15 protein-coding genes and 1 pseudogene are annotated in these 16,509 nt (G+C 71.7%); 6 read left to right on the top strand and 10 right to left on the bottom strand.

The genetic code is table 11. From position 1 onward, the window contains the following. Positions 1-19: 19 nt before the first annotated feature. The 6 genes from AC4H2H_RS13780 to AC4H2H_RS13755 all read right to left on the bottom strand — a co-directional run bounded on the left by AC4H2H_RS13780 (position 20) and on the right by AC4H2H_RS13755 (position 7,011). The gene (locus AC4H2H_RS13780; protein ID WP_494371379.1) at positions 20-640 is read right to left on the bottom strand and encodes a LysE family translocator; all 621 of its coding nucleotides are present in this window, start codon (positions 638-640) and stop codon (positions 20-22) included. Further along, the gene (locus AC4H2H_RS13775) at positions 637-1,185 is read right to left on the bottom strand and encodes an HAD domain-containing protein (RefSeq protein ID WP_494371378.1); all 549 of its coding nucleotides are present in this window, start codon (positions 1,183-1,185) and stop codon (positions 637-639) included. The genes AC4H2H_RS13780 and AC4H2H_RS13775 overlap by 4 nt, the downstream gene beginning before the upstream one ends. A 316-nt stretch (positions 1,186-1,501) precedes the next feature. After that, positions 1,502-2,341, bottom strand: a complete 840-nt coding sequence (locus AC4H2H_RS13770; RefSeq protein WP_494371377.1) for an alpha/beta hydrolase — start codon at positions 2,339-2,341, stop codon at positions 1,502-1,504. A 12-nt stretch (positions 2,342-2,353) separates the two neighbouring features. Then, entirely contained in the window at positions 2,354-3,178 is an 825-nt protein-coding gene (locus AC4H2H_RS13765; RefSeq protein WP_494371376.1) for an alpha/beta fold hydrolase, read from the bottom strand. 98 nt (positions 3,179-3,276) lie between these two features. Further along, entirely contained in the window at positions 3,277-6,006 is a 2,730-nt protein-coding gene (locus tag AC4H2H_RS13760; RefSeq protein ID WP_494371375.1) for a helix-turn-helix transcriptional regulator, read from the bottom strand. Positions 6,007-6,165: 159 nt separating this feature from the next. Continuing rightward, positions 6,166-7,011, bottom strand: a complete 846-nt coding sequence (locus AC4H2H_RS13755; RefSeq protein ID WP_494371374.1) for an alpha/beta fold hydrolase — start codon at positions 7,009-7,011, stop codon at positions 6,166-6,168. Between the two features lie 233 nt (positions 7,012-7,244). Between AC4H2H_RS13755 and AC4H2H_RS13750 the strand changes: the two are divergent. The 4 genes and pseudogenes from AC4H2H_RS13750 to AC4H2H_RS13735 form a co-directional block, all read left to right on the top strand. Beyond that, positions 7,245-7,448, top strand: a pseudogene (locus tag AC4H2H_RS13750) (hypothetical protein); the annotation flags it as partial. 250 nt (positions 7,449-7,698) lie between these two features. Then, the gene (locus AC4H2H_RS13745) at positions 7,699-8,520 is read left to right on the top strand and encodes a type I restriction enzyme subunit R domain-containing protein (RefSeq protein ID WP_494371373.1); all 822 of its coding nucleotides are present in this window, start codon (positions 7,699-7,701) and stop codon (positions 8,518-8,520) included. Beyond that, on the top strand, positions 8,505-8,648 hold the full coding sequence (locus AC4H2H_RS13740; RefSeq protein WP_494371417.1) for a type I restriction enzyme endonuclease domain-containing protein: 144 nt from the start codon (positions 8,505-8,507) through the stop codon (positions 8,646-8,648). Before AC4H2H_RS13745 ends, AC4H2H_RS13740 begins: the two co-directional genes overlap by 16 nt. A 51-nt stretch (positions 8,649-8,699) precedes the next feature. Further along, on the top strand, positions 8,700-9,560 hold the full coding sequence (locus AC4H2H_RS13735) for an aminoglycoside phosphotransferase family protein (RefSeq protein WP_494371372.1): 861 nt from the start codon (positions 8,700-8,702) through the stop codon (positions 9,558-9,560). Between the two features lie 145 nt (positions 9,561-9,705). Here AC4H2H_RS13735 and aceB read toward each other — a convergent pair whose 3' ends face one another. Together aceB and aceA are read right to left on the bottom strand one after the other, a co-directional pair. After that, complete coding sequence (gene aceB, locus AC4H2H_RS13730; protein WP_494371371.1) at positions 9,706-11,466, bottom strand: malate synthase A; 1,761 nt, start codon at positions 11,464-11,466, stop codon at positions 9,706-9,708. A gap of 136 nt (positions 11,467-11,602) precedes the next feature. Beyond that, positions 11,603-13,054 carry an isocitrate lyase gene (aceA, locus tag AC4H2H_RS13725; RefSeq protein WP_494371370.1) on the bottom strand — a complete coding sequence of 484 codons (1,452 nt, stop codon included), beginning with the start codon at positions 13,052-13,054 and terminating at the stop codon, positions 11,603-11,605. Positions 13,055-13,234: 180 nt separating this feature from the next. Between aceA and AC4H2H_RS13720 the strand changes: the two genes are divergently transcribed. After that, entirely contained in the window at positions 13,235-14,731 is a 1,497-nt protein-coding gene (locus tag AC4H2H_RS13720) for a helix-turn-helix domain-containing protein (RefSeq protein ID WP_494371416.1), read from the top strand. Positions 14,732-14,788: 57 nt separating this feature from the next. Here AC4H2H_RS13720 and AC4H2H_RS13715 read toward each other — a convergent pair whose 3' ends face one another. Beyond that, positions 14,789-15,172 (bottom strand): hypothetical protein, encoded by a 384-nt coding sequence (locus tag AC4H2H_RS13715; RefSeq protein WP_494371369.1) that lies wholly within the window; start codon positions 15,170-15,172, stop codon positions 14,789-14,791. Continuing rightward, entirely contained in the window at positions 15,169-15,810 is a 642-nt protein-coding gene (locus AC4H2H_RS13710; protein WP_494371415.1) for an NAD(P)-dependent oxidoreductase, read from the bottom strand. The genes AC4H2H_RS13715 and AC4H2H_RS13710 overlap by 4 nt, the downstream gene beginning before the upstream one ends. An 84-nt stretch (positions 15,811-15,894) precedes the next feature. On the opposite strand from AC4H2H_RS13710, the gene AC4H2H_RS13705 reads away from it, so the two are divergent. Next, entirely contained in the window at positions 15,895-16,497 is a 603-nt protein-coding gene (locus AC4H2H_RS13705) for a PadR family transcriptional regulator (protein WP_494371368.1), read from the top strand. Positions 16,498-16,509: the final 12 nt, after the last annotated feature.

Below are 16,509 nucleotides of genomic sequence, written 5' to 3'. Positions count from 1 at the left end.
GAAGGAGTGGACACCCCGGCTACGCCTCGGCGGCGAGGACGGTCGCGAAGCCAAGGAAGGCCACGCCGGACGCCGCGTCGATGCCGCGCCGGGCGCGCTGTGAGGCGAAGGCGCGCTTGGCTGCGTCCGCGCCGAGCACGACGGCAAGCAGGACGAGCCCTCCAACGGCGGACAGCGTCAGCGCGTACGTAAGCAGCATGGGCAAGCCCGCCTCGACACCGAGAAACTGCGGGAGTACGGCGAGGTTGAACGCGAGAACCTTCGGGTTGGTGATGTTGCACAGGAATCCCTGCCCCAGGGCGCGCCTCGGAGATGTGCCCACCGGACCAACTGCCTCGGTCCAGTCACCGTCCGTAGCTCGCAGGGAAGCCCGCAGGGACTGCACGCCGAGGTAGGAGAGATAGATGACTCCCGCCCATCGGACCGCTTCGAAGACCGGCTCTGCGCGAGCGATGATCGCGCCGAGACCCGATGCGGCCAGAGTGCCCTGCACCGAACCCGCGACCGTGATGCCTGCCATCGTCCACAAGCCCCGCTTGCGCCCGCCTCCGATCGTGCTCCGGAGCGTCAAGAGGGTGTCCGGTCCTGGCGCGATGGCGACCACCATCGCGAAGGCGACGAAGGACCAGTAGTGAGTCACGACAGTTCGCCCTCGCTCAGCCCGCGGAGCCACGTCTCGACGACATCGAGGTCGCTGCCCTGCAACCCCGTCAGTGAGTCGACGCGATGTAGGAGCGCGCTCCCCGAGTGGTTCGCGTTCACCCAGGAGCGGTCAACTGCCGTCAACTCATCATCGATCCAGACGAATGGGCGCCCAGCCGCGATCCGGCACAAGTGTCTCGTCTTGCAACTCAACTCCGCGCCCTCGTCGTCGTCGACCCAAGCCGGATCCTCGAGCCCCGGGAGCTGACCCAACTCCGCTACCGGCAGGGCGGGCAGGCCGAGGATCGGTGCGATCACCGTGTTCGCATCATGCATCCACGCCGTCGCCCACACGACGTCGCAGTCGAGAGACAGGAGCCGACGGCCGTGCGAGCGATCGATCGTGGCGAGCTGAAGTTTGCTCGGGTGCTGCCATGTGGCATACCAGGCCTCGAGAGTCTCCGGGAGTGAAACGCCACCCGTCGACAACACGGTGCCGTCTATGTCGAGGAACAGCAACGGGCGATGCTCGGCGCGGCTCACGGCGGCGAAAGTAGCAGGGAGTCAGTGGCCGCAGCTCTCGCATCCACCGCGCGACTTCACTGAAGCAGATTCTCAGAACGTGTGTTCCCCTGGGGGTCTGGTGGCCTGTTCGCGGCGTGGTCGACGGAGCAAAGCCAGTTACCGCGGGTCGGACTCTCCAGGTGTTTTCCAGGGTGGCGTGCTCGCAGCGCGAAGCGGTGGGTGAGCATGTCTCGCCGGGTGACCGCTGAGGAAGCCTGCGCCAGGTCCGTCCATGCAGCAAGGAGGGGCGGTCACCAGCGCCTGCCGTGGCGTGATGGCTGCCCCTCCGGCGAGCTCAGGCTGTGGCAGGTTCGGACTTGACTGCGTTCTCAAGGGCCCAGGTGAGCGCGTAGTCGGCGACCTGTTCCCAGCCCGGGGCGGCGCAGGTCCAGTGGTCGCGGCCCTTGAACTCGTAGTACTCGGTGACCGAGGGGGACTTCTCCCAGTGCTTGGCGTTGGACCGGTTCACCGACGGCGGCATGATGTGGTCGTGCTCGCCGGCGATGAAGAGCAGCGGCGCGCGGTCGGTGCTGAAGTCGACCCAGGTCTCCTGGTGACCGGGCTTGAAGTTGGCGATGAGGCCGTAGTCCCAGACCCAGCGGCCGGGGGCGGGGATCGCGTAGTGCTCCCACACCGCGCGCGACTCCTCCACCGAGAGGGTGTTGGTGAACGCGTAGTGGAACTCCTCGGGGGTGAACCCGACGGCGCGACTTCTGTTCGCGGGGTTCTTGAGCGCCGGGAAGAGCGACCTCGCCTGGCTCGGAGGGGTGACCCGGACGCCCTCGGTCGGTGCCGAGTCGATGACCACCCCGGCGGCGCCGAGCCCCCGGGCCAGCAGGATCTGCGTCAGGGCGCCCCCGAACGAGTGGCCCATGATGATCGGCGGCCGCTCCAGGCTCTCGATGACGCCGGCGAGGTGTTCCACGGTCTCGGGCACGGTCAGGTCCGCGATGATCTGCGGGTTCTCGCGAAGGGCCTCGACCTCGATCTCGAACCCGGGGTAGGCCGGGGCAAGGACGGTGAAGCCCTTCTGCTCGTAGTGCTGGACCCAGCCCTCCCAGCTGCGGGGTGTCATCCACAGTCCGTGGACGAGGACGATGGTGTCGGGCGTGTTGCTTGCTGTTGCGTCAGTCATGGGTAGGTCCTTTCAGGAGTCGATGAACGCCAGCAGGTCCGCGTGCAGCCGGTCGCGGTCGGTGTCGGGCAGGGCGTGGCCGCTGCCCGGGTACGTCAGGAGGCGGGCGTCGGCGATCAGCTCGACCGACCGCTTCCCGCCGACGTCGAAGGGCACGATCTGGTCGTCGTCCCCGTGGATCACGAGGGTGGGGACGTCGATCTTCTCGAGGTCGGGCCGGAAGTCGGTCGCCGAGAACGCTGCGATGCACTCGTAGGCGGCGCGGTGCCCGCAGGCCATGCTCTGCAGCCAGAAGGCGTCGCGGAACCCCTGATCGACGTCGCCGCGGCGGTTGTGGCCGAAGAACGGGCCGTCGGCGAGGTCACGGTAGAGCTGGGACCGGTCGGCCCGCTCGCCGGCGCGGATCTGGTCGAACACCTCGATCGGCAGCCCGCCCGGGTTGTCGTCGGTCTGCACCATGAGAGGCGGGACAGCGGACACCAGGACGACGCGTGCGACCCGGTCGGTGCCGTGCCGAGAGACGTACCGCACGACCTCGCCGCCGCCGGTGGAGTGCCCGACCAGGGTGACGTCGTGCAGGTCGAGCGCGTCGAGCAGGCACGCGAGGTCGTCGGCGTAGGTGTCCATCTCGTTGCCGTCCCAGGTGCGGCTCGAGCGGCCGTGCCCGCGCCGGTCGTGGGCGATGGCGCGGTGACCGTGCTCGGCGAGGAAGAGGGCCGCGGCGGCCCAGGCGTCGGAGTTGAGCGGCCAGCCGTGGCTGAGGAGCACTGGCGTGCCTCCGGAGCCCCAGTCGGTGTAGAAGATCTCGGCGCCGTCGTCGGTGGTGATGTAGGGCACGGTGGCCTCCTTGGCTTGGTCGAACGAGGACCTCTTGAGCGTCGCTGCGTTCGACCTTGCTCGGACCACGTGCTGCGCGTAGTCCGGCCCGCCCCGCGCTACCGCACAGCGGGGTCGAGGTGCTCGGAGAGCTGTCGGCGTGAGGTGATGCCGAGCTTCTGGAAGACCTTGCGCAGGTGGTAGTCGATGGTGTTGGGGCTCAGGAACATGCGGGCCGCGATCTCGGCGTTGGTACGCCCTGCCGCCGCCATCGTCGCGATGGCCTGCTCCTGCGTCGTCAGGTCGCGAGCGGACGTCGGCGCCGGCACCCGGGCGGCGCCGCCGGCGGCGACGAGCTCGGCGTGGATCCGGTCCCCGAAGACGGTCGCGCCGCTGCGGGTGGCGTGGTCCAAGGCGTGCTGGAGCTGCGTGGCGGCATCGCGTCGTCGGCGGGAACGCCGTAGCCACTCGCCGTAGACGAGGTGCGAGCGCGCGAGCTCGACCTGCGCACCGGTCTTCGCGAGAGCGTCGATCGATGCCACGTAGCACTGCTCGACGTCTCCGACATCGGCAAGCGCCAGGGCTCTCATCGCGACGCCCAGGCACCAGGGGGAACCGTTGACGTCCGCACGGTCCTTCAGCGACTGGGCGGCAGAGGCCGCGTCGGCGCCGTGCCCGCTGCGCGCTGCGGCCTCGACGTAGTCGGCGGCGTGCAGGGGGGTGACGTGCAGGAAGGGGTCGAGGTGGAGGGGGCGAAGCCGTTCGTAGGCGTGGTCGTAGCGGCGTTCTGCGAGGTTGCGGACGGCCAAGGCGGAGGTTGCAGAGGAACCCACACCGCCGAACCCGGTCGCGTCTGCTCCCTGACCGATGGCGTCCACCAGCTCCTCCGGTGCGCCGGTCAAGGCCATGACCGCGGCATTGACCACGTTCTCGCGGTCGTAGCCCATGGCTCGCCGGACCTCTCGAACGGTCTCGTCGAACGTGGTGGCGCGACTGACGGTGCCCCCGGTGAGCTCGGCCAGCGCGGACACCCACAACAGGGTGTCCAGCGCCTCGAGCGCCCCGGTGTCGCGCGCGGCGCGCATCGCGCGATCCAAGCCGGCCCGGCGGCCGGCGTCGTCCCACAAGAACGCGCTGATCGATCCGATCAGGCTGCCCAGATGCAGCAGCTCCCGGTCGGGGAGCCGAAGGACGGCCGCGAACGCGGCCCGCGCCGGCTCGACGGCCCGCTCGTAGGGTTCGAGAATGAGCGCGGCGATCCCGCGCAGGATCACCGAGGCCGGGCCCGGAGCATCGGCCCCCTGCGCGATCCTGCGTCCGAGCGTGTTCCGGTCGACGTCGACGACGAGCCGTTCTGCGGTGATGCAGCGCTCCCAAGCCTTGATGAGTGCGCGCTGCTCGCGCTCGACGTCGTGCCCGCGGAACTCGTCGGCCGCGCGGAGCTGCTGCGACGTCGCGGCCCGGACACCGGCCGGGTCCGCGACGAACAAGCCGACCGTGCTGCGCACGACGATCGCCCGTCCTCGCGGGACGGGGTCGAGCTCCTCGTCGCGCAGGTCGTCCAGCAGACGCCCGGCGACGTCGGCGGCGCCTGCCTCGAGCGTGGCCTCGGCGGCGCTCACGAGCCGTTCGTCGCGGACGGCACCGACAGGGGTGAGCGCGGCGGCACGCGTCAGGATGCTCGCGCGCGAGGACGAGCCACCCCTCTGCGCGGCGAGATCGGCCACCTGGACGAGTCGCGCGGCAACGCCCTCGTCGGTGCCGGTCACCGCGCGTGCCGCGTGCCAGGCCTCGGCCTCGACCAGGCCGAGCTTTCCTGCCGCCGTAGCCAGTGCGCCGTGGACGCGGCGCCGATCCGCCACGGACGCCGAGCCGAAGATCGCCGACCGCACCAGCGGGTGCCGGAACTGGACCACCGGCTCGAGGCGAACCAGACCGGCCGCCTCCGCTTCCTCGCCGCGCGCGGGATCCAGAGCAAGCCGGGTGGCCGCCGCTTCCAGAAGATCCGGGTCGCCGGTGGAGTCTGCCGCTGCGAGCAGCAGCCAGCGCTGGGACTCGGCGGGCAGGTGCATGACACGGCGCAGATAGTGGGCCTCGAGGTGGCGGCCGATCGGCACGGGGTCGGGTCCGAGCCCGAGGTCGGTGAGCTCGCGCAGCAGGGGGTCGGTGGCGAGATCGACGAGAGCCAGAGGGTTGCCGCCGGTGGCGCGAACGACGGCCGAGGATGCCGTCGGGGTGAACGGTTCGCCCGCGGAGCGGTTCAGCAGCGCGGTCGCCGGCTCCGGCGCCAAGCCGCTCAACCTGAGTATCGCCTCACCGCCGAACGTCTCTTCCAGCCCACCCTCGTGACGCCCGGCGACGATCAGCGCGACGCGCTCGGCCGTCAGCCGTCGCGCGACGAAGGCCAGCACGTGGAGACTCTCGCGGTCCAGGAGGTGCGCGTCGTCGACCGCGCAGAGAACGGTCTCGCTCGTGCCGGCGGCGGCGAGGAGGCTGAGCACGCCGAGCCCCACGAGGAAGCGGTCGGGAGGTGGACCGTCCGCCACACCACAGGCCACGCGAAGGCTCCGGCGCTGCCGCTCCGGGATCTGGAGCAGGTGCTCGCGCAGCTGGCTGGTGAGGCGCTCGACCGCCGCGTACGGCATCGACGATTCCGACTCGTGCCCGTCGAGGCGCAGGACCTGCACCCCAGCGCCCGGCAACGTGTCTCCTAGCAGGGCTGTCTTTCCGACCCCCGGTTCTCCGAGGACCAGCAGCGCGCCGCCATGCCCGTTGCGGGCCGCCCCGATCACGTCGGCCATCTGACGCTGCTCGCTTTCGCGGCCGAGCAGGCCGCCGATGCTGTGCACGAGCCACACTCTAGGGAAGCGCTCCCACCGCTGTGCGGCCTACCGCAAAGTTCACCCAGGGTGGGTGTTGCGGGGCGAGCACACGATGCCCATGGCGGGCCCTGCCCGGCTGTGATGCCGGCGCGGGCAGGACCCGTCATGAGCGGGTGCAGGCGACCGCTACTTCGCGGCCTTCTTGATGACGTGCAGGACCTCGAAGGGGTGGCTGATCATCACCGAGTGCGAGCTGCGGATCTCCACCGTCGTCGCGCCGGCGCGCTTCGCCATCGCCCGCTCCGCCTCCGGAGGAATGATGCGGTCGTCCTTCGCCACGATGTACCAGCTCGGGATCGTCTTCCAGGCCGGCTCACCGGAGCGAGCGACCAGAGAAGCGAGGGCGCCGGGACGCTGTGCGCCCGCCATCGTCTCGGCCAGCCGCCGCGGAAGATCCTGGGCGAACAGCTGCGGGTACCACTCGGGGTCGATGTACGCGTCCGCATCGCCCTCCTCGGCTCCGGGGAACGGGCGGAGCATGAGGTGGTCGATCACGTCGGTGTGGCCACCACCGAGGGCGTTCGCGTCCGCGACCGACTCTCCCTCGTCGAGCGCATAGGCGGCGACATAGACGAGCGACTTCACCTGGTCGTTGCCCGTCGCTGCGTTCGTGATGACCGCACCGCCGTAGGAGTGGCCCACCAAGACGAGCGGGCCCTCCACGGTCTCGAGGAACATCCGCAGATACTCGGAGTCGTGCTCGATGCCGCGCAGAGGGTTCGAGAAGGCCAGGACCGGGTAGCCGTCGGCCTGCAGCCGTTCAGCGACGACGGTCCAGCCGCTCGAGTCGGCGAACGCCCCGTGGACCAGGACGACGGTGGGCTTGGGTGCACCAGGTCGGCCCTCCGCGACGGTGGCGGGTGCGACCGAGGGGCCCGCCGACGCGGTGAGTGGAGCCAGGCCGAGAACGGCGACGAACATCGTGATCAGAGCCGCGACGACGCGGCGTGACCGGATCGCATGCGAGGACATGGCATCTCCTTCGGGTTGGGGAGTTCCCAGCCTCACCAGCGACGACAGACCCCGGACCACGCACCATGCGTAGTCTGACCGGCCCGACCGCGTGCCTCACACAAGCTCCTCGGCGATGGCCACCGACCGCGACACCTCAGCACTCATGCAGGCGTCACGCGACGCGGACAGGTGCCTATGACGCAACATCCCAGGTCACGAGCGAAGTAGACCACTCCGGCTAGGAGGAGCTGGTGTTCGAACACGTCGGAACGCTCTCTGCGACCCTCATCGCGTTCACGGGTACGCCGATCTCGACGGCGGACCGCGACACCGAGAAGGTGTTCGGCGACGTCATCGACGTGTACGACCTCACGCGCGCGGTCGAGGACGGCGCGACCGTGCCCGTGTACGTCGAGCCGCGGCTCGTCAAGGTCGCGTTCGCCGAGGGCCTCGACGCCGAGACGATCGACGCCGCGGCGGACGAGGCGACGTCGGGCCTCGACGACGTCGAGCGCGACCGCGTGGAGAAGTCCGTCGCCGTCGTCAACGCGGTCTACGGCGCGCCGGCGCGGCTGCGGGAGCTCGCGGCCGACGTCGTCGGCCACTGGGGGCCGCGCAGGGACGCGATGGCGGAGCTGGTGCGGTCCGACGCCTCGGGTACCGGACGGGGGAGCAGCGGAGCCCGCACCCGGCAAGGCGCTGGTCGTGGCGGCGACGCGCGACATCTGCGCGCGCCTCTACGCGGAGATCGTCGCGCTGCGGCCCGACTGGCACTCCGACGACCTGCACGCGGGGAAGATCAAGGTCGTCTACTCGGGCACCGCGACGGACCAGCCGCCGATCGCCGACCACGTCCGGCGCGACTCCGAGAACGCCGCCGTCAGGAAGCGGCCCAAGGACCCCGACGACGAGCTCGAGATCGTCATCGTCATCGTCAAGGACATGATGCTCACGGGCTACGACTCGCCCCCGCTGCACACGCTCTACCTCGACCGGCCCATGCGCGGCGCCCTGCTGATGCAGACCCTCTCCCGCGTGAACCGCACCTTCCGGGGCAAGAACGCCGGACTCCTCGTCGCGTCCGCGCCGATCGCCGAGAACCTGCGCGCGGCGCTCGCGGAGTACACCGTGCGCGACCAGGGTGCGCGCCCGCTCGGGCGGACCGTCGACGACGCCGCCGAGGTGGTGGCCGACCTGGTCGCGCAGCTGCGCGACCTCGTCGACCCGTCGGGATGGAGGTCGCGGCTCGCGTCCGCGCGCGCGGCCGGTGCCCGACGCGGCTATCTCGACACCGTCCTGATGGCCGTCGCCTGGCTGCGCGACCCGCACACGCCGGGGAACGCCGTCGACGCCGAGGGCGAGGAGACGCGCGGGGCCGCGTTCCGCCGTCGGGCCGCGGCGCTCGCCCGCGCTTGGGCGATCGCGGGGCGGTCCGACGACGTCGTGGACCTCGCGGAGGACGCGCGCTTCTACGAGCAGGTGCGGGTGTGGATGGGGAAGCCGACTGGACCGTGCGCGACGACGTGAAGGCCACGCTGCGGGCGTCGATCAAGCGCCTGCTCATCAAGCACAGGTACCCGCCGGACGAGCAGCCCGGGGCGATCGTCCTCGTCATGCAGCAGATGGAGTCGATGGCGGCGCGCTACGCGGCGTGAACGGGTCGAAGGCCTGGTCAGCGGCCCGTGCGTCGTGCGAGGGTGTCCGGTATGAGTCATGTGCCCACGTACCTGGATCCTCACGACGCCGTCGAGGTCCCGCTGCTCGGTGGTGACGTGTCGGACGGGATCGTCCGCCGCGGCGACACCGTGCGGCGACCTCGCGGCCCGCACAGCCCGGCCGTCGAGGCGTACCTGTTGCACCTGGAACGGGCAGGGTTCGAGCGCGCGCCGCGGTTCCTCGGCGTGGACGACGACGGTCGCGAGGTCGTGTCGTTCCTGCCCGGCGAGATGGGCGGGCGGCCGCCGCACCGCTGGGCGCTGGACGAGGACGTGCTGGTCCAGCTCGGCCAGTGGCAGCGCGCCCTGCACGACGTGTCGCACGAGGTCGTGCTGCCCGACGGCGTCGCGTGGCCCGAGCGGGCCCAGTTCCCCGAGGTGCCGGACGTGTTCGACGTGCCGGACGTCGTCGGGCACAACGACCTCACCGTGGAGAACGCGCTGTTCGTGCCCGCCGGGGACGACCCGGAGGGCCCGCACCGGCTGGTCGGGGTGATCGACTTCGACATGGCGGCGCCGACCACGCGCCTGCTCGACGTCGCGACGACGCTGCTCTACTGGGCGCCGATCAGCCCGCCCGAGGCCCGCCCGGACGTGACCCGCGACGTGGACGCGGGGCGTCGCGCGCGCATCCTCACGGAGGCGTACGGGCTGGACCGGTCGGAGCGGCTCGCTCTGCTCGACGTGCTCGCCCAGCGGTTCGCGCGCAGCTGGTACGCGATGCGCCACAACGCCGCGACGCGCGGCGGCGGCTGGCAGCGGATGTGGGACGACGGCGTCGGCGACCGGATCCGCGAGAACGAGGCGTGGTTCGCCGCTGAGCGCGGGGAGCTCGTGCGCGCGCTGGGATAGACGGGCGGACCGGCCCGGATTCCGGTACGGGCGAGCACGCGGTCGCGCGCACATGAGAACGACCTTGGTGTCGTTATCGGGCGGATAACGACACCAAGGTCGTGTTCGGCCGGGGCCGGGGCCGGGGCCGGGGCCGGCGACCGCGTTACGGCTGGTCGACCTCCGAGCCCACGAGGAACTGCGAGTACGCCCCGATGGTGAGGAACGTCGGGAAGTCCTCGGCGAGCGCGACGGCGCGGAACACGTTGGCCGCGTCGTCTATGCGGTTGCCGGGCGTGCGCGGGAGGTCGTCGACGATCTCGGCGAGCAGCGCCTCGACGCGCTCGCGCGTGATCGGCACGCCGTTCTCGGTGCGCGTGCCCGACGCGATCCACTGCCACACCTGCGACCGCGAGATCTCGGCCGTGGCGGCGTCCTCCATGAGGTGGTCGATCGCCGCGGCGCCGACGCCGCGCAGCCACGACTCGACGTACCGCACGCCGACGGACACGTTCGACCGCAGCCCGGCCGCCGTCACGGTCGCCCCGGCGCGGCGGGCCGAGCCGATGTCGAGCAGGTCGTGCTGGCCGACCTCGACGTCGTCGCGCAGGCGCGACACCTGGTTCGGTCGGTCGCCCAGCACCGCGTCGAACTCGCCCCGCGCGACATCGATGAGGTCGGGGTGCGCGACCCACGTCCCGTCGAACCCGTCGCCGGCCTCGCGGGCCTTGTCTGCGCGCACCTGCTCGAACGCGCGCTCGGTGACCTCGGGCCGACGGCGGTCGGGGATGAAGGCGCTCATCCCGCCGATGGCGTGCGCGCCGCGCTTGTGGCACGTCGCGACGAGCAGCTCGGTGTACGCGCGCATGAACGGGGCGGTCATGGTGACCTGCGCACGGTCGGGCAGCACGTACGAGTCGCCGCGCGTGCGGAACGACTTGATGACCGAGAACAGGTAGTCCCAGCGACCGGCGTTCAGGCCGGCGCAGTGGTCGCGCAGCTCGTGGAGGATCTCCTCCATCTCGAACGCGGCGGGCAGCGTCTCGATCAGCACGGTCGCGCGGATCGTGCCCTGCGGCAGGCCGAGGTACTCCTGGGCGAGCACGAACACGTCGTTCCACAGCCGCGCCTCACGGTGACCCTCGAGCTTGGGCAGGTAGAAGTACGGTCCCCGCCCGCGCTCGACGAGCTCGTGCGCGTTGTGGAAGACGTACAGCCCGAAGTCCACGAGCGACGCGGACGCCGACACGCTCACCCCGGCCCGGTCGACGTACCGCATGTGCTTCTCGATGAGGTGCCACCCGCGCGGGCGGAACACGATCGTCGGCAGGTCGGTCAGCGTCGTCGAGCGCAGGCGGTACTCCTTGCTCTCGGCGCCCGTCCCGCTCGTGTGCGTGAGCGTCCCGCGGATCGCGTCGTGCAGCGCGAGCTGCCCCTCGATCACGTTGCGCCACGTCGGGCTCGACGCGTCCTCCCCGTCCGCGAGCCACACCTTGGCCCCGGAGTTCAGGGCGTTGATCGTCATCTTCGGGTCGGTCGGGCCGGTGATCTCGACGCGGCGGTCCTCGAGGCCGGGTGCGCCGGTCGAGCCGGCGACGCGCCACGACGGGTCGTCGCGCACGGGTCGGGTCGACGCACGGAAGTCGGGGTCGATCCCGTCCGCGACGTCCTGACGGCGCTGCTGGCGGTCCATGAGCAGCTCGTGGCGGCGCGCGACGAACCGGTCGTGCAGCAGCGTGAGGAAGTCGAGCGCCTCGGGCGTGAGGATCTCGCGGTAGCGCTCGCCGAGCGCCCCGGTGACGCGCAGGCTGCCCCGCTGAGGATCCTGCCGCGGGTGGGCCGGGCGGTCTGCGCGCGGGCCGCCGTCGGGCCGGGTCCCGGACGAGCCCGAGGTGGGGGGAGATGTGGACGTGGTGAGGGTGGTCATGGCGTGCTCCGAAAGGTCGATGTCGCGAGGTAGAGCTCAGGTAGGCCGAGGTAGAGCCCTGGTCCCGCGAGGTAGAGGCGTGGTCATGACCAGGCCTCTACCTCGCGGACTGCGCCTCTACCTCGCGAGGAGGGGTTTAGTGGAACTGGGCGGTCTCGGTGGACCCGGCGAGCGCGAGGGTGGCGGCGTCGGGGTTGAGAGCCGTGGCGACCCGGTCGAAGTAGCCGGTGCCGACCTCCCGCTGGTGGCGGGTGGCGGTGTAGCCGTCGGACTCGGAGGCGAGCTCGGCCTCCTGCAGCTCGACGAAGGCGGTCATCGCGCGCTCGTTGTAGCCGCGCGCGAGCTCGAACATGGAGTGGGAGACGGCGTGGAAGCCGGCCAGGGTGATGAACTGGAACGCGTAGCCCATGGCGGCGAGCTCCTTCTGGAAGCTCGCGATCTGGGCGTCGTCCAGGTGCTTCTTCCAGTTGAACGACGGCGAGCAGTTGTACGCGAGCTTCTTGCCCGGGAACTGCGCGTGGATCGTCTCGGCGAAGGTCCGCGCGAGCTCGAGGTCGGGCTCGCCGGTCTCGACCCAGATGAGGTCGGAGTACGGCGCGTACGCGAGACCACGCGCGATGACCGCGTCGAGCCCCGGACGGACGCGGTAGAAGCCCTCGGACGTGCGCTCGCCCGTGAGGAACGGCTGGTCGCGCTCGTCGACGTCGGACGTCAGCAGGTCGGCGGCGAGCGAGTCGGTCCGGGCGATGATCACCGACGGGACGCCGGCGACGTCGGCCGCGAGGCGCGCCGCGTTGAGCGTGCGGATGTGCTGGCTCGTGGGGACGAGCACCTTGCCGCCGAGGTGGCCGCACTTCTTCTCCGACGCGAGCTGGTCCTCCCAGTGCACGCCCGCCGCGCCCGCGGCGATCATCGAGTGCATGAGCTCGTAGGCGTTGAGCGGGCCGCCGAACCCCGCCTCGGCGTCGGCGACGATCGGGGCGAGCCAGTCCCGGGCAGGCTCGGCGGTCGACCCGGCGCCGTCCCCGGCGCGCTCCGCCGTCTCGATCTGGTCCGCGCGCAGGAGCGCGTTGTTGATGCGGCGCACGACGGCGGGCACGGAGTTGGCGGGGTAGAGGGACTGGTCGGGGTAGGTCTGGCCGGAGAGGTTGGCGTCGGCCGCGACCTGCCACCCGGAGAGGTAGATGGCCTTGAGGCCCGCCCGCACCTGCTGCACGGCCTGGTTCCCGGTGAACGCGCCGAGCGCGGCGACCCACTCCTCCGTGTGGATCTGCTCCCACAGCTTCTCGGCACCGCGGCGGGCGAGCGTGTGCTCCTCGCGCACCGAGCCACGCAACGCGACCACGTCCTCGGCGGTGTAGTCGCGCTCGAGCCCGGCCCAACGGGGGTCGGTCGCCCACTGCTCGGCGAGCTCGGCGGCGGACTGGGTCTGGTCGCCGGCGCGGGGCCGGGTGCCCGACGGGGCCGGGTCGGTCGGGGCGGAGCTGGTCGGGCCGACCGCCGCCGTCGTCGCGACGGCGCCGAGCGGACGGGCGCCGCCCGCGTACTCGGACGGGGAGCGGCGGCTGACGATGGTGGGCCTGTTCACGGGTGCCTCCTGGTGGTGCGCCGGCCCGCTGCACGCGGGCCGGACGGGCCGGTCGGTGGACCTCGGCGAGATCCGTGCTTCGACCTTCCTCCCGCCGGCAACCCCGTCTCAAGCCAGACCCAGCGAAAGAATCGCCGTTCTTCTCTTGTGCGGAAGGAGTGGCGCGTGTCACTCTCGGTCATGGCTATCCCGACGACGCGACCGGCCGGAATCGCGGAACATGCGGAAATCCCGCTCGAGAGCGAGCCCGACGCCCTGACGATCGGCCGCCGGATCCGGCACCTGCGGACCGCGCGGGGCATGACGCTCGACGACCTCGGCGCGGCGATCGGCCGCGCACCGTCGCAGGTGTCGCTGCTCGAGAACGGCAAGCGCGAGCCCAAGTTCGCCCAGCTCCAGGCCGTCGCCCGGGCGCTGGACGCGAGCCTCGACGACCTGCTCTCGTCCGAGGCCCCGTCGCGACGCGACGCGCTGGAGATCGAGCTCGAGCGGGCGCAGCGCGGCCCGCTCTTCGACGCGCTCGGGCTCCGCGGCGTGCGCGTCGGCAAGTCCCTGCCGACGGACGCGCTCGAGACGATCGTCGCCCTGGAACGCGAGCTCCAGCGCCTGCACACCGAGCGCGCCGCGACGCCCGAGGAGGCGCGCCGCGCCAACGCGGAGCTGCGCGCGACCATGCGCGCGCAGGACAACTACTTCCCCGAGCTGGAGGACGCCGCGGCCGAGCTGCTCGACGGCGTCGGGCACGCGGGCGGGCCGCTACCGCAGCGCGTCGCGGCCGACATCGCGGCGCACCTCGGTTTCACGCTGCACTACGTCGGCGACCTGCCGCACTCGACGCGCTCGGTGCTCGACCTGCGCCACCACCGCGTGTACCTCCCGAGCAACGGGATGCGCGGCCGGTCCAACGCGACGTCGGCGCTGCTGCAGGCCCTCGCGCCCCACGTCCTCGGGCACGCCGAGCCCCACGACTACCGCGAGTTCCTGCGCCAGCGCGTCGAGGCGAACTACCTCGCGGCGGCTCTCCTGCTGCCGGAGCGGCACGCGGTCAAGGCGCTGCGCGCGGCGAAGGACGCGCGGGAGATCTCCATCGAGGACCTGCGCGACGCGTTCGCGGTGTCCTACGAGACCGCGGCGCACCGGTTCACGAACCTCGCCACGAAGCACCTGGGGATCCCTGTGCACTTCATGAAGGTCCACGAGTCCGGCGTCATCCACAAGGCCTACGAGAACGACGGCGTCCGGTTCCCGGCCGACCCGCTCGGCGCCGTCGAGGGACAGTACGTGTGCCGGAGCTGGACGGCCCGAACGGTGTTCGCGGTCGAGGACCGGCTCAGCCCGTTCAGCCAGTACACCGACACCCCGAGCGGCACCTACTGGTGCACGTCGCGCGTGCAGGGGTCGGCCGACGGCGAGTTCTCGGTGAGCGTCGGCGTGCCGTTCGCGCACGTCAGATGGTTCCTCGGGCGCGACACCACCGAGCGGCTCGTCTCGCGCTGTCCCGACGGCGCGTGCTGCCGTCGCCCGCCCGACGCGCTCTCCGACCGGTGGGCCGGGCAGGCGTGGCCGAGCGCGCGCCCGCACGCGTCGATGCTGGCCGCGATGCCGACGGGAGCCTTCCCGGGGGTCGACACCACCGAGGTGTACGCGTTCCTGGAGCGGCACGCGCCCATGGGGTAGTGGTGTCGGAGAGCGTCTACGCGCTCGGTCTCCGGGTGAGCAGGCGGTGGGGAACGGTCACGCCGGAGCTCGTCTCGACCGCGCGCCCCGGGCGAAGAGCACCATGAGCAGCGGCGCGGCGACGAGCTGGTATCCCAGCCAGAGCACCCAGGCCAGGTCGGCGTCCGAACGAGCCAGCACCAGGGCCAGCGCCGACACCAGCACCCAGCCGGCGTCGTAGGCGACGAGGTACCTCGTGTGCGTGCCCGCCCCGTTCCGCACGGCGTACGCCACCTCGGCCGCGGCACCGGCCAGCACCACGGCCGCGGTGACGACGAGCAGCCACCCCGGCGCATCGAGCTCGTCGACGAGCGTCCGCAGGAGCACGAGCATCGCGATGCCGACGAGCGCCTTCCACACGCCGTCCGCGAGGAACCCGAGTCGGACCATGCGTGCCGTCATGCGGCGGTCACCGCCTGTCGCGTCCGACCTCTCCGGATCCCGTACGAACGCCGCTCGGCACCGTCATCTGCGGCGAGCGCCACCGTCGCGTGCGCCAGATCGACGCGGTGCGTGCTCGTCGTGGCGTTGCGCTCCGCGAGCAACCGGTAGTCGGTGGGCTCACCGTCCGTGAGGTAGCCCGGCCGCACGACCGTCCACCGACACTCGGGCCCGCTGGCGCGCAGCACCCGCTCCATCCCCTCGATGTCGTCGTACACCTGCGGCATGCGCCGACGCGCCAACGTCCGGACGCCGCGGAACCACCACGGCTCACCCTGTCCGGAGGTATGTGCGGGCACCGCGGAGACCGCCACGATCCTCGTGATGCCGGCACGCGACATCGCGGCTACCAGGTTCGCGGTGCCCGGCTCGCACACGGGCGCGCCGCGGCCGTCGCGCATGCCCAGGGCCGAGATCACGGCGTCGGCGTCGGCCGGCAGGACCAGCGACGTGTCCGCCACGACCTCTGCGAACTGCACGTCGACGGCTGCCGACCCGGTCGTGCCGGTCCCGTCCCGCACGAGCGCCGTCACCCGATGGCCCGCGGCAACTGCCTCGTCCACGATCCTGCGTCCGGTCCGGCCGGACGCACCTGCCACGACGATGTGCACTCTGAGCCTTCTCTCCTCTAGTAAAGTTGTACTAGCGTCGCCCAGGGGCGCCAAAATGGCAAGGAGGTGCAGATGTCGGCCACGCGACTGCTCGTGCTCGGTGCGGTGATCGCCCGCGGCACGGCGCACGGCTACCAGGTGCGCAAGGACCTGGAGTCCTGGCGCGTCGACCTGTGGGGTGGCATCGGCCAGGGGTCGATCTATCACGCGCTGCGGCAGCTGACCTCAGAGGGGCTGCTCGAGCACGCCGACGACGAGGCCCGGCCCGCCGGGCCGGCGCGCACCCGGTACCGCCCCACCGCCGAAGGGCGGCGTGCGTTCGTCGAGCTGCTCGAGCGCACGCTCGCGGCCGACGACACCAGCCCGGGTGCGACCGTCGCGGCGATCGGCTTCCTGTCGTCCCTGCCGCGGGACCGCGCGATCCTCCTGCTCGAGCAGCGCCTCGAGGCGTTCCGGTCGAAGCGCGAACGTGTCGTCCGGGAGCACGAGCAGAACCCGGACGACGACTGGGGGCACCACGTCGAAGCCATCCGGTACTGGGATCAGACGGCGAGCGCCGAGATCGCCTGGACCGCGCAGCTCCTCGAACGGCTCCGGGCGGGAGCGCACACGTTGGCGGACGACCGCCCGGTGGCCGACGACGAGCCGACCGGCCCTGCGGGAGGGCGTCGGTGAGCTCCGTCAGCG

This window comes from Cellulosimicrobium sp. BMG9.22, from assembly GCF_059159975.1.
This window is presented reverse-complemented; position numbering and strand designations above follow the sequence as displayed.